The sequence below is a fragment of the Arthrobacter sp. FW306-1B-F12A genome, assembly GCF_058781865.1.
In genome coordinates this window covers 1-13186 of record NZ_JBYSXD010000074.1, presented here as the reverse complement: position 1 = coordinate 13186, position 13186 = coordinate 1, and the positions used below count along the sequence as shown (strand labels likewise).

Here is a 13186-nt window from a genome sequence, read left to right as displayed (position 1 = left end):
CACTCATCCCAACAGGGCCACGGGCCCTCTTGTCTTCAACGACACGAACTCAGTTCCCCACCAACCACGAAGAGCCACTTATCCTCGGGCAGTCCTGTCGCATCGCCCTTCGGTTCGGATGAGAAGGAAGTCCCTGCCTTGCTTCCCTCGGAGTTCGACTCATCCAGCTCGGCGTCGGCCGATGGCACCGCGGCTGATCCGTTGTGCCCGCCCTGATTCGCCTTCCGGGCCCCCCGTCCTGCTGTTTCTTGTTCCGGCGTCGGAGTTCCGTAGCCTCCGGCTGCCTCTTCCTCGGCTCCATGCTGCTCGTCCATTTCCATGCCGTCCTTCCGTATTGGTTGAACTTGTTGGGTGGAAAATCATGACCCGCTACCCAGGACGGCTTCCGTCGGTGACCGGAAGCCGGCCTTGAATGCAGGCCCATGGCCCCGGACAGAAGGCCTCCGGCCCTCTGTCGACGCCCGTTCAAGCCTGTTACCACATCGAAACTAGTAGGCCGGGAGGTCACTTGTCCATGGATTCGGGAAAATTGATCAGCAAACTTACTATGTCGATCGAGAAGGCCTAGACTAGGCCGGCGTCAGGGCCTCGAACTATCGTTTCTGCTCGGACTTCCGGCGCCGGGGAGACCAGGAAAGCAGCGGGTACAGCAGCACGAGCGCCGCGAGGGCGACAAGGATGCTGCCGCCCGCGGCGAGGCCGGCCTCAGGCCCCACGGCAACGCTGAAGATCAGTCCGGCGCACCCGGCGATCAGCAGGGACACACACGCCACGACGGCCTTGACGATCTTGTCGCCTGCAGCCACCAGCCGGTACTTGACATGATGCTGGAAGAGCCGCCGGTGCAGGCTTACCGGAACCAGCATGAGCCCGGTGGTCATGGTCGCCAGGACAACCAGCAGGAGAAACCACCATTTTTGCATCCCTGTAAGCGTGCCGAATCGCTGCTGGAACGGCAGGGTCAGCAGGAAGCCGCCGATAATCTGCACGCCCGTCTGGAGGACGCGCATCTCCTGGAGCAGCTCATTCCAGTTTCGGTCCATCCGTTGGTCCTCGGACTCGTGCCTGGTGTCGGGAGCCGGCCCGGGGAACAGGGGATCTTCCGGTCCGCTCACGACGGCCGCGGCAGTTCGCAGCCTGCCACGGGATTCAGTCCCATGTAGTTCAAGGGACCGGCAACAATATTCAGGCTAATCGTTGCGAACTGGGAGCACTGCGCCGGGACGGCGCTGAAGTAGCCTCGCTGTCCGGCCGCTACTGCTCCTATGACGAGCCAGATCACCACGATCAGCCCGAAAATCGACCCGAATCGCATGGCCATCGACCAACCTCTCATCGATTCCGAATATCAATCAGCTTACTTATTCGGCGACTTCGACCATAGGCTGGCCGGATGGCAACCCACGTAGGGACGTCGGGGTGGAGTTACGACCACTGGGACCACGTGCTCTATCCCGCCGGCACCCCCTCCCGCAACCGGCTCGATTACTACGTGCAGCAATTCGAGACCGTCGAACTCAACGCGAGTTTCTATCGTTGGCCGCGCGATTCATCGTTCGCCAGTTGGCGACGCCGCCTACCTGAAGGGTTCGTGTTTTCGGTCAAGGCGCCCCGTGGGCTCACCCATGGCAAGCGCCTTTACGCACCCGAAGCCTGGATCGGCAGGATCACCTCGGCGTGGCATGAGCTCGGGGACAGGCGTGGGGTCCTGCTGGTCCAGTTGCCGCCGGGAATGGAGCGCGACGACGGCCGGCTGGCCTATTTCCTTGGCCTCCTCCCCGAGTGGATCAAGGTCGCCGTCGAATTCCGCCATGACAGCTGGCATGACGAGGCTGTCTACGAGTTGCTTGAAAAGCACCGGACGGCCTATTGCATCATGAGCGGGGCGGAGCTCCCGTGCGTCCTCCGAGCGACGGCGCCGTTTGTCTACATCAGGATGCATGGGCCGGATCACCACCACCTTTATGGAGGTTCATACTCCGATCAGGACCTGCGCTGGTGGACCGACCGAATTGCGGAATGGGAGACGGCGGGCAAGGAGGTTTTCGTCTATTTCAATAACGACGGCGGCGGTAACGCGGTCCGTAATGCCCGCACCCTCCGTTCCTTCCTCGGCAACCACTAGGCGTGGACTCCATGGTTGTTGGGTACGGTAGTTTCCATGGTTGAAACCAAGAAGGTCAGGATGCCAGCTTCATCCCTCATGACCGTGATCTTGGCTTTTGCGGCAAACCTTCTTGTTGCGGTCGCAAAGACTGTCGCCGCCGTGCTTACCGGCTCCGCTTCGATGATCGCTGAGTCCGCCCACTCCTGGGCGGACACGGGAAACCAGGTCTTCCTGCTGGTGGCCGAGAGGAGATCCTCGAAGAAGCGGGACGTGGCCCATCCGATGGGCTACGGCAGGGAAGCATACGTGTGGTCGATGTTTGCCGCCTTTGGCTTGTTCACCGCAGGCGCCGTTGTTTCCGTGATGCACGGCATCCAACAGCTTTTCGCGCCGGAGCCCGCCGGTGATTTCGCGGTCGCCTATATTGTCTTGGCGGTATCGTTCGTCCTGGAAGGGGGTTCGTTCGTCCAGGCATTCCGGCAGGCCCGCAAGTCCGCACGGGAGCTCGAACGCCGGACCTTGGAGCAAGTGCTCAAGAGTTCAGATCCCACCATGCGTGCAGTCTTCGCGGAGGATAGCGCCGCGCTCATAGGCCTGCTCATTGCCTTCTTGGGAATCTTCCTGCACCAGCTCACTGGATCACCACTTCCGGATGCGCTCGGATCCATATTTGTCGGCATTCTTCTCGGTGTCATCGCCGTAGTACTAATAGATCGCAATCGTCGCTTCCTTGTCGGCCAGGGCGTCACTCCGGAACTCGAGAAGTCGATGGCGATCAGGGTCATGGAACACCGCGAAATCGAGCGCCTGACATATCTTCACCTGGAGTTTGTCGGTCCGCGCAAGTTGTACCTCGTGGCCGCAGTGGATATCACCGGCGACCTCCGGGAACACGAAGTGGCCATCGCGCTGCGCCGCGTGGAACGGGAACTCGAGGACGAGGAGACCGTCGAGGAGGCCGTCCTGACCCTCGCTACCCCCGACGAGCCCTCGCTGTCCTTCGGCGTTCGGCGTCCGTCGCCGGCCGTGGAGTAAACCAGGACCGTCAGTCCGCTTGAACCTCCGGGGAAAACAAGTACAAGCTACTCGTGTCATGGTTCACACAAAGTTGTTGACTCAAGAGACCAGCATCCGCGCGCTGTCCGAGGACGCCGATCCCGGCTGGCCAACGGCAGGGTCGGCCGATCGATAACACCGGCGTTGCGGAGGCGCAGTCAATTTTCGAGGGGAGTTCCAATGGATGGTCAACTTTGGATTTGGATCGTGGTGGCGGTCGTGATCATCGCGGTGATCGTCGCCGTCGTCGTTTATGGGCGCCGCGCGAAGAACGCCGCTAACCGCAAGCGCGCTGCGGACCTCCGCGAGAAAGCCCGTGCCGACGCCCTCGGAGCTCATGAGCGCAGCGCCGAGGCCGCTCGGGCGGCCGCAGACGCCGCTCGCGCCGAGAGCGAGGCGGAACGCTTGCACCGGGAGGCCGCGGACAAGCAGAAAGCCGCCGAGCGCGCCAACGAAGTCTCGCAGGACAGGTTGCGGCGGGCAGAAGAGTTGGACCCGGATGCCGGCAAACGCTCGGATCCGGATAGTGCGGGAAGCCGCCGGGACCGGGACGACGACGAAATCCGACGGGAACGGGACGACGACCGAGGCGACGGGGAGGGGCGCCGGGACCCGAGACCATAGGCTAACCGGTTGCGATCACGCCCCACCTGCCGTAGGTGCGGCTTGAGGTTGCTCCGCCACTTCCTGGGTGGCTGCCCAGCTCGCGAGGAGGCGCAGGGCGTCCGCAGAGGGGGAGCCAGGTTCTGCAGGGTAGATGAACAGCGAGAGGCCGGTGTCCGCCGACAATTCCATTGCCTCGAAAAGTAGGCGGAGTTCACCCACCACGGGGTGGTGGAAATGCTTGAAACCGCTGTAGTGGCGGCGCACGTTGTGCGCGGCCCAGCGAGTGCGGAATTCATCGCTTCGGGTGGAAAGCTCTCCTACAAGGTCGCTCAGCCCGCGGTCGAAGGGGTCGCGGCCGGCCTCGGTGCGGAGGATGGCAACCATATTGTTGGCGGCGAGTTCCCAATCCGGGAAGAACCGCCGGGCCCGTTCTTCATCCAGGAATATGAAGCGTGCGTAGTTGGCGGGCCGGACCGGGTTGACGTACATCTCGGAATGCAAAGCAAGGCCGAGTTTGTTGGCGGCAAGGATGTCCATGCGGGCGTTGCGGACGAATGCCGGCGCGTCAGTAATGGCGTCAAGGGCGAACTGCACACTTGGCCGGACCTGCTGTGGTGCGGATCGACGCTGCCTCTTGCTTGTTCCGGCGGTACGCGCCAGATCGAACAGGTGCGCACTCTCAGCCTCGTCGAGTTGGAGGGCCCTCGCCAGTGCCTCCAAGACGCTCTCGGACACTCCCGCAAGGTTCCCGCGTTCGAGCCGGGTGTAATACTCAACGCTCACTCCGGCGAGGGTCGCGACTTCGCCGCGACGGAGCCCCGGTACTCGCCGATTGCCGCCCGACGTCGGCAGCCCTGCCTGTTCGGGGGTGATCTTCGCGCGCCGGGAAGCAAGGAAGTCGCGAGCGTCGTTGCGGTTGTCCATGCGATCAACGATAGTGACCTCGCAGCGCCCTGAGGGAGTCCCTGACAGTACCTCTATCAACGACACCTCCCGGCAGCGGTGAGGACCCCGACGTCGTCCGGGATCCGGGCGTCGTGCTAGAAAATGTGGAAATCGCCCGCATCGGCGTTCGCGGACGGATAGACCACGGGTTCCCGCCCCAACTCCAGCAGGACGTCGTTGATGCTCATTTGCCCGTCGAGTTGGACGGCCGGGACGAAGGCGGTTTCGGATTCGACTTCAGCGGTCATGGATCGATCTTATGTGCGGCAGGGCCCACGGGCGCGATGAACACGCGAGCTCCAGGCTAAGTCGCCGGGCGACGTTTTGTGTTCGAGGATCACGGTTTCTGGGATGCGGCCGCGGAGGGGGAGAGATCGGCCAGCGTAAGGGGATGTGCGGGAGCCTCCGGGAAGCGGTGGCTGATGGTCACAGCCAGATCCGGACTGACGTGGACCAGGGCACCACCGGGAAGCGCTCTCCACTCGGGGTTGTCATCCATCGGCTCGGTGGCGATGAGGACGTGTCCTGCACGCGAGGCCTCCCTACTGTGGGCGCGTATCCGGGAGCTCCGCGCGTCCAGGGGAGCCGCCTCGGCCGAGCGGGCAGGAAGCCGTTCCAGAATGTGGAGCTCATGCGTGTCCGGATACCTGACTGCCCAAACGTCGCTCGCCGTCGTCAGGATGAGGTTCAAGCTGAACACCGGCAGTTCCTTGGCGATCCAGCTGATCGCTCGGATGATACCTTGGCCGACGTCGCCATCCGCTCTTCTGCTCTCCGCGGTGATCAAGGCGAAGAGGCGCTCACTGTCTGTTTGGCCCTTCACCAGATCCGCGACTCCGGACTCCGCCAGCCGCTGGTCCAACCGCTCAAGATCGCCGAAGGCGCCGTTGTGGGCGAACAACCTCCCGTCCTGCTCGAAAGGGTGCGTGTTGACCATGGTGTGCGCGCCGGTGCTGGCATATCGCACATGGGCCAGGAATGTCGTGCTCTTCAGGACCCGTGCTTCACGTGCAAAGGCGTGGTCCTCCCATGCGGCGAGCGGCTGCTTGGCGACATGGGCCTTGCCGTCACCGTCAAAGGTGCCTATGCCGGCGCCGTCGGGCTCGCGCCGGCTCTGGTCAGCGAGGCTGTCCGGGGCGTCCAAAAGCCAGAAAGTGGCCCGGACTGCTTGCGAACCGGCATGCAAGCCGAACAATCGGCACATGGCACGCATCCTTCCTTCAATCGTCTGGCGGCGAAGCTGCTGCTGGCTAGTGGTGGAACGCCTGGGTCTGCCCACCGGCGGGCATCGGTGCCGTGAGGCCGTCCAGGTAGGCGACTTCTTTCTTGAGATCGGCCAGGAAACTGGATGCGAGGTCGCGGGTGAATCCGTTGCGGACAACGATCCGTTGGACTGTGATCTCGCTCAATCCTTCCGGCATGGGGTAGGCGGGGACGAGCCACCCATTCATCCGCAGCCTTTCGGACAAGTGGTGAAGGTTCCAATTCTCCGTGTAGCCGTCGGTGAGTTGCCAGGCAAAGACAGGAATGTCGGATCCGTCGCTCCACAAAGTAAACGCCTCCATTGCCCCTATTTCACTGGAGAGATAGAGCGCCACGTCCCGGGAGGTTGCCTGGACGGATTTGTATCCCTCGTATCCGAGCCGGAGGAACAGGTAGTACTGAAGGAGCACCTGGGCGCCGGGGCGTGAGAAGTTCAGGGCGAAGCTCGGCATGTTCCCGCCCAGGTAACTGACATGGAAAATCAGGTCCTCGGGGAGTGCCTGCTCGTCACGCCAGATAATCCAGCCGAGGCCGGGGTAGACCAAGCCGTACTTGTGGCCGGAGGTGTTGATCGAGGCAACCCGCGGCAGGCGGAAGTCCCAGACGGTCTCCCGTTGCAGGAAAGGTGCAACCATGGCTCCGGAGGCGCCGTCGACGTGGATCGGAATATCAAGGCCCCGCTTTGCCTGGATCTCGTCCAACGCCGCCGAGATCTTCTCGACGGGTTCATAGACCCCCGTGTAGGTCACGCCCATGATCGCGACAACGCCGATGGTGTTCTCATCGACGTACTTGTCCAGCTCGTAGCCGTCCAGCATTTGGTGTTCCTGCGACACCGGAACGAAGCGGGCCTCCACGTCCCAGTAGTTGCAGAACTTCTCCCAGCACACTTGGACGGCCGAGCTGAGGACCAGGTTGGGTTTGTCCGTGGACAGGCCGGCCGCCCTCCGTGCGTGCTGCCAGCGACGTTTCAAGGCCAGGCCGCCCAGCATGCACGCCTCGGAAGAACCGATCGTTGAGGTCCCGACTGACTTGGCGGGATCGGGTGCGTTCCACAAGTCTGCGAGCATCCGCCAGCAACGGGTTTCGATCAACGCCGTCTGCGGGTACTCGTCCTTGTCGATCATGTTCTTGTCGAACGTCTCGGCGTACAGCTTCGACGCTTCCGGTTCCATCCACGTTCCAACGAATGTTGCCAGGTTCAAGCGGGAGTTGCCGTCCAACATGGCTTCGTCGTGGACAACCTGATAGGCGGTCGACGGAAGGGACTCACCGTCCGGAATGGTGAACCGTGGAAAAATACTGGATTCTCCGGGTCGGCTGAAGACGGGGTTCAGCTCTACTGCAGTGTCGGGTTCATGGGCTGATGTTCGGTGTGACCTATTGATGGTTCGCTCCTTTGACTCGCCGCTGCGCGAGCCGCTGCGGTGGCATGGCCCGCCAAGGCCCCACGCTACCGCGTGCGTACGCCGTACCCAAGCACTTTCGGGAGCCGCCATCGTTCAGATCGTCGCAGCCTGTGGCCTTCCAGGCCATGGTGCCAAAGTGACTCCTGGTGCATAATCGCAGGGGACGGAGCTCTGTCACCGTGAGGCTAGGAGGCACCAATGTCGATGCAGGACACTCCAGAAGATCGTCGGCCGGGGGAGACGCAAAGCGTTCCGCTACCAGGATCGGACAGGGCTCCCGCCCCGGGCCTCCGGGACATTCTCGGCCCTGTCGATCCTTCCCATCGGATCGAAGCGACAGTCATCCTGAGGCGCCAGGAAGAAATGCCCGAGGTGCCGTCCGCTGTGCTTTCGCGGGACGAACTTGCCTCCCGATACGGCGCATCGGCCGCAGACCTGGATCTTGCTGTAGGCACTTTCACCAACCTTGGTCTCGACGTCGTGGAGTCGGACGCGGCCAGCCGCAGGATTCGGCTGGCCGGAACCGTGGAGCAGATGAGCAGCATTTTCGGGACATCCCTGGACGAGCTGACCAGCCGAAGCCCGGACGGTACCGCTATCACCCACCGGCACCGCACCGGAGGCCTCCACGTCCCTGCGGCCCTCGACGGCGTCATCGTTGCCGTCCTCGGCCTTGACGACCGGCCGCAGGCCCGCGCCCAATTCCGCGCCATTCCCCTCGCTGCGGCCGCTGCGAGCTACACCCCGCCGCAGCTGGGAAGGATCTACAATTTCCCTGCGGGAACGGACGGGACGGGCCAAACCGTTGCCATCCTCGAGCTGGGTGGGGGCTACGGGCAGCAAGACCTTGACACGTACTTCCAAGGCCTTGGCATCCCCACGCCGAGCGTCACCGCGGTGGGAGTCGACGGCGGGGCGAACCAGCCGGGGCAGGATCCGTCGGGCGCCGACGGGGAAGTCCTGCTGGACATCGAGGTGGTCGGCGCCTTGGCGCCAAAGGCCAACATATTGGTCTATTTCGCCCCCAACACCGACGCCGGGTTCCTGGATGCGATTATCGCTGCCTCGCATGCAACCCCGACGCCGGCCTCGATCAGCATCAGCTGGGGCCAGAGCGAAGACGCCTGGACCGGCCAAGCCCGGACGGCTTTCGACCAGGCCATGGCCGACGCCGCGGCCCTCGGCGTGACGGTGACAGCGGCAGCCGGGGACAACGGCAGTGCCGACGGCGCAACCGACAACAAGGATCACGCCGATTTCCCGGCGTCGAGCCCGCATGTGCTGGCCTGCGGCGGAACCAGACTTCAAGCGGACACCGCAACAGGTGTCATCAGGGCGGAAACGGTCTGGAACGACGGACCCAACTCGGCTACCGGCGGAGGATTCAGCGACGTCTTTCCGGCGCCCTCCTGGCAGTCGGGGATCCCGGGGCACGCCAAGCACAAGCCTGTGCCCAAGAAGGCCGGAAGGGGCGTCCCCGATGTCAGCGGCGTTGCCGACCCGCAGACCGGCTATCAGGTGCGCGTCGACGGGAAAGACATGGTGATCGGTGGAACAAGTGCGGTGGCGCCGCTCTGGGCAGCCCTCGTCGCCCGGCTCGCCCAGGCCACCAACAGGCGCTTCGGCCTGATCCAGCCGCTGCTTTACCAAAACGGCAAGCAACCGGCGTCGGGCTTCCATGACATCACCTCAGGCTCCAATGGAAGCTACCACGCCGGGACCGGTTGGGATCCCTGCACAGGCCTGGGCAGTCCGGACGGCAGTGCCCTCCTTGCGTTGCTCCAAGCCAAGGCTTAGTGGACCTGCCGGAGCCATTGCGGCGGTCCAAAACCCGCCACAACACGGCTTTGACTCGGTAAACTGGTTGGTGTCCTTTACAACCTCAGGTTTCAAAGGAGGCTACACAATGGCTGGATACTTTGAGCTGGTCGATGGACCCAACGATGGGTACAGGATTGCACTGCGCGACGGTGAAGGCGAGATCCTGGCGATGTCTACGACCTTTGCCACCAAACAATCGGCTGTCCGCGGGATATCCACGCTCCGGGAGATCGCCGGAACGGCCCTCATCAAGGACAGGAGCCACGGACGGTGGACGCCGTCCCTTGAGCGTCAGGCCCACCACTTGCATCTGTTCCACCAACCCGCATGGCGGAAGCACGAAGTGAGAAGCGCAGCAGGCCGCTTGTAGCCCTGCGATAGCGCGGGTTCGCAAACCGCCCCGCACTCCAGTTCCCACAGGGCCCTCCGTTACGGATTGAACGGGCTGCAATGACGCATGCCGAAAATGCCGTCGCGCCAAGTGTCCTCAGGGGAAAACGGCACGCCTGCGCCTGCTTTGGCTGCCCCAGCCCGAGCGGATACGATGGACGATGGCTGGCTGTGGTCCCCGTACGCCACAAGCTATGAAGCCTTATCAATGAATAGGAGACACCCGTGTCAGATGCCCAGCAGATCACCCTCATCGTCGATGGCGAAGAGACCAAGGTGACGGAGGGGACCACCGGCGCGGAACTCTTCTTTGAGCGCCGCGACGTCGTTGTGGCCCGAGTCGACGGCGAACTCAAGGACCTCGACCAAGTGCTGCCCGAGGGTGCCCAGGTTGACGGCATCACCATCGACTCGCCGGACGGCCTGAACGTCCTCCGCCACTCCACCGCGCACGTGATGGCCCAGGCTGTGCAGCAGCTTCGTCCGGACGCCAAGCTCGGAATCGGTCCCTACATCACAGACGGCTTCTACTTCGATTTCGATGTCGCCGAGCCCTTCACTCCTGAAGACCTGCGGCAGCTTGAGAAGATGATGCAGAAGATCATCAACCAGAACCAGAAGTTCGTGCGCCGCGTCGTCACCGAGGACGAAGCCCGCGAGGCCATGAAGGGCGAGCCTTACAAGCTTGAACTGCTGGGCAAGAAGAACGACGCCGCCGACGCCGGAGAGGGCGTCAACGTCGAGGTGGGCGCCGGGGACATCACCATCTACGACAATGTGGATCGCAAGAGCGGCGACAGCGTCTGGTGCGATCTCTGCCGAGGCCCGCACCTGCCCAACACCAAACTGATCTCCAACGCTTTCGCCCTGACCCGCTCCTCGGCGGCGTACTGGCTGGGCAACCAGAACAACCAGCAGTTGCAGCGTATCTACGGCACCGCTTGGCCCACCAAGGATGCGCTGAAGGCGTACCAGGAGCGCATCGCCGAGGCCGAGCGCCGAGATCACCGCAAGCTCGGCGCGGAACTTGACCTGTTTTCCTTCCCGGATGAGCTGGGCTCCGGACTGCCGGTGTTCCACCCGAAGGGCGGGATCATCCGCAAGGCGATGGAGGACTATTCGCGCCAGCGCCACGTGGACGCCGGATACGAGTTCGTCTACACCCCGCATATCACCAAGGGACACCTCTACGAGGTCTCCGGCCACCTTGACTGGTACAGGGAAGGCATGTTTCCGGCGATGCACATCGACGCGGAACTGAACGACGACGGCACCGTGCGCAAGCCCGGCCAGGACTACTACCTGAAGCCGATGAACTGTCCGATGCACAACCTCATCTTCCGTTCGCGCGGCCGCTCCTACCGGGAACTGCCCCTGCGGCTCTTCGAATTCGGCTCTGTGTATCGCTACGAGAAGTCCGGTGTTGTCCATGGTCTGACCCGCGTGCGCGGCATGACACAGGACGACGCCCACATCTACTGCACCCGCGAACAGATGAAGGACGAGCTCACCTCCACCTTGAACTTTGTCCTTGGCCTCCTCAAGGACTACGGACTGGACGACTTCTACCTTGAACTGTCCACCAAGAACGAAGACAAGTTCGTTGGGGAAGACGCCGCCTGGGAAGAAGCCACACGCACCTTGGCAGAAGTAGCCGAGGCCTCGGGGCTGGAACTTGTTCCGGATCCGGGTGGAGCCGCGTTCTACGGCCCCAAGATCTCCGTGCAGGCGAAGGACGCGTTGGGCCGCACCTGGCAGATGTCCACCATCCAGCTGGACTTCAACCTGCCTGAGCGTTTTGAGTTGGAGTTCCAGGCTGCAGACGGCACACGCCAGCGCCCCGTCATGATCCACCGCGCGCTGTTCGGCTCGGTAGAGCGTTTCATGGGCGTCCTCACGGAGCACTACGCGGGAGCTTTCCCCGCGTGGCTCTCTCCCGTGCAGGTGGTCGGCATTCCGGTGGCTGAGGCGTTCAACGACTACATGTTCGACGTCGTTGGCCAGCTCAAGGCTGCGGGTATCCGTGCTGAAGTGGACATTTCCTCCGACCGCTTCCCAAAGAAGATCCGCACCGCGAGCAAGGACAAGATTCCGTTCGTCCTCATTGCCGGCGGAGAGGACGCAGAGGCCGGTGCGGTGTCGTTCCGCTTCCGTGACGGCAGCCAAGACAACGGTGTGCCCGTTGCCGAGGCCGTCCGAAGGATCGTGGACGCCGTCAAGAACCGCGAGAGCTGACGAGTCGGACACCGCGGGGGCCAGGAAAAATGCAGGAGAACACGGGCGTGACAGCTGACTATCCGGGCGATGCCGAAGTGACTGACGACTTCGGCCTGGCAGGTGTTCCTGATGCCTTCCAACGCCTGTGGACTCCGCACCGCCTGGCCTACATCAAGGGTGGGCAGAACCAGTTCAAGAACGAGGACGACTGCCCGTTCTGCGTGGCTCCGAGCCGCACGGACAAGGAATCCCTCATCGTGCGCCGCGGCAAGACGTGCTACGTGGTCCTCAATTTGTTCCCTTACAACCCCGGTCACTTGCTCGTGTGCCCGTACCGGCATGTTCCGGACTACACGGACATTACCGTGCAGGAAACGGCGGAAATGGCGGAGCTCACGCAGACCGCGATGCGGGTGCTGCGCAAGGTGGCCAACCCGAGCGGCTTCAACCTGGGCATGAACCAAGGTGTGGCCGGCGGGGCGGGCATCGCAGCCCACCTGCATCAGCACGTAGTTCCGCGCTGGGGCGGGGACGGTAACTTTTTCCCCATCATCGCCCAGACGAAGGCTGTCACCCAGACCCTTGACGAGGTCCGCCAGCAAGTGGCCGACGCCTGGCCGGAAGAGTCGGATCTGTCCGGGGAGCAGGATGCTTAATCGGCACGCCCGCGGGTTCTTCACCGGGCTGTTCTCGCCCCTGGCCCGGTTCCTGCTCAAGGTGGGGGTCTCGCCCGACGCCGTTACCGTCGTCGGGACCGCGGGCGTAGTTCTCGGTGCCCTGATTCTCTACCCCCTGGGCCAGCTCTGGTGGGGTTCGCTGCTGATCGCCGTTTTCGCGCTGTCCGACGTCGTGGACGGCATCATGGCAAGGGAACAGGGACGCAGCGGCCCGTGGGGAAACTTCCTCGACTCCACGCTGGACCGGCTGGCAGACGGCGCCATTTTCGCCGGCGTCGCAATCTGGTTCTTCACGGGAGGCGGGAACAGCGCGATTGCTATCGCGTCCCTGGGCTGCCTGGTGCTCGGGATGGTGGTTTCGTACGCCCGCGCCAAGGCTGAATCATTGGGCTTCTACGCCAATGTGGGCATCGCCGAGCGCGCTGAGCGGCTTATTTCCGTGCTCCTCGTCACCGGTCTGACCGGGCTGGGGCTGCCCCCCGTCGTCTTGCTGGTGACCCTTGTCATCCTCGCCGCCGCAACGGCAGTCACCGTCGTCCAAAGGATGGCCGCCGTCCGCGAACAGGCAATGGCAGACGTCGACGGCGGGACGCCCGCTTAAGCGGTGATTAGCCCGTAGCTCAAGGTGGGGGTCTCGCCCGACGCCGTTACCGTCGTCGGGACCGCGGGCGTAGTTCTCGGTGCCCTGATTCTCT

Annotated in this window: 14 protein-coding genes; 8 read left to right on the top strand and 6 right to left on the bottom strand. The window is 63.3% G+C overall.

What is annotated here, in order from left to right; genetic code table 11:
- Positions 1-593 precede the first annotated feature (593 nt).
- Both AC3WJU_RS21565 and AC3WJU_RS21560 read right to left on the bottom strand, forming a co-directional pair.
- The gene (locus tag AC3WJU_RS21565) at positions 594-1115 is read right to left on the bottom strand and encodes a DUF6328 family protein (protein ID WP_332602159.1); all 522 of its coding nucleotides are present in this window, start codon (positions 1113-1115) and stop codon (positions 594-596) included.
- The gene (locus AC3WJU_RS21560) at positions 1112-1321 is read right to left on the bottom strand and encodes a hypothetical protein (RefSeq protein WP_284755563.1); all 210 of its coding nucleotides are present in this window, start codon (positions 1319-1321) and stop codon (positions 1112-1114) included. The genes AC3WJU_RS21565 and AC3WJU_RS21560 overlap by 4 nt, the downstream gene beginning before the upstream one ends.
- Positions 1322-1393: 72 nt before the next feature.
- On the opposite strand from AC3WJU_RS21560, the gene AC3WJU_RS21555 reads away from it, so the two are divergent.
- The 3 genes from AC3WJU_RS21555 to AC3WJU_RS21545 all read left to right on the top strand — a co-directional run bounded on the left by AC3WJU_RS21555 (position 1394) and on the right by AC3WJU_RS21545 (position 3787).
- Entirely contained in the window at positions 1394-2125 is a 732-nt protein-coding gene (locus tag AC3WJU_RS21555; RefSeq protein ID WP_059389215.1) for a DUF72 domain-containing protein, read from the top strand.
- Positions 2126-2185: 60 nt separating this feature from the next.
- Complete coding sequence (locus tag AC3WJU_RS21550; RefSeq protein WP_492260814.1) at positions 2186-3142, top strand: cation diffusion facilitator family transporter; 957 nt, start codon at positions 2186-2188, stop codon at positions 3140-3142.
- 201 nt (positions 3143-3343) lie between these two features.
- Positions 3344-3787, top strand: coding sequence for a hypothetical protein (locus AC3WJU_RS21545; protein ID WP_306959745.1), 444 nt, complete (start codon positions 3344-3346; stop codon positions 3785-3787).
- A gap of 15 nt (positions 3788-3802) precedes the next feature.
- Here the strand turns inward: AC3WJU_RS21545 and AC3WJU_RS21540 are convergent, their stop codons facing one another.
- From AC3WJU_RS21540 to gad, 4 genes are all read right to left on the bottom strand, one after another.
- Entirely contained in the window at positions 3803-4693 is an 891-nt protein-coding gene (locus AC3WJU_RS21540) for a helix-turn-helix transcriptional regulator (RefSeq protein ID WP_306959747.1), read from the bottom strand.
- Positions 4694-4809: 116 nt separating this feature from the next.
- A complete protein-coding gene (locus AC3WJU_RS21535) occupies positions 4810-4962 on the bottom strand; it encodes a hypothetical protein (protein ID WP_172465612.1) in 153 nt (50 codons plus the stop codon).
- Between the two features lie 89 nt (positions 4963-5051).
- The gene (locus tag AC3WJU_RS21530; protein WP_492260813.1) at positions 5052-5918 is read right to left on the bottom strand and encodes a class II glutamine amidotransferase; all 867 of its coding nucleotides are present in this window, start codon (positions 5916-5918) and stop codon (positions 5052-5054) included.
- Positions 5919-5964: 46 nt separating this feature from the next.
- The gene (gene gad, locus AC3WJU_RS21525) at positions 5965-7365 is read right to left on the bottom strand and encodes a glutamate decarboxylase (protein ID WP_306960226.1); all 1401 of its coding nucleotides are present in this window, start codon (positions 7363-7365) and stop codon (positions 5965-5967) included.
- A gap of 219 nt (positions 7366-7584) precedes the next feature.
- Here gad and AC3WJU_RS21520 point away from each other — a divergent pair, with 219 nt between their 5' ends.
- From AC3WJU_RS21520 to pgsA, 5 genes are all read left to right on the top strand, one after another.
- The gene (locus tag AC3WJU_RS21520; protein ID WP_492260812.1) at positions 7585-9183 is read left to right on the top strand and encodes a S53 family peptidase; all 1599 of its coding nucleotides are present in this window, start codon (positions 7585-7587) and stop codon (positions 9181-9183) included.
- Positions 9184-9292: 109 nt separating this feature from the next.
- Positions 9293-9577, top strand: a complete 285-nt coding sequence (locus AC3WJU_RS21515) for a YegP family protein (protein ID WP_059389211.1) — start codon at positions 9293-9295, stop codon at positions 9575-9577.
- 245 nt (positions 9578-9822) lie between these two features.
- A complete protein-coding gene (thrS, locus tag AC3WJU_RS21510) occupies positions 9823-11832 on the top strand; it encodes a threonine--tRNA ligase (protein WP_492260811.1) in 2010 nt (669 codons plus the stop codon).
- Between the two features lie 29 nt (positions 11833-11861).
- On the top strand, positions 11862-12470 hold the full coding sequence (locus tag AC3WJU_RS21505; RefSeq protein WP_492260810.1) for an HIT family protein: 609 nt from the start codon (positions 11862-11864) through the stop codon (positions 12468-12470).
- Entirely contained in the window at positions 12463-13092 is a 630-nt protein-coding gene (gene pgsA / locus AC3WJU_RS21500; protein WP_284988145.1) for a phosphatidylinositol phosphate synthase, read from the top strand. Before AC3WJU_RS21505 ends, pgsA begins: the two co-directional genes overlap by 8 nt.
- Positions 13093-13186: the final 94 nt, after the last annotated feature.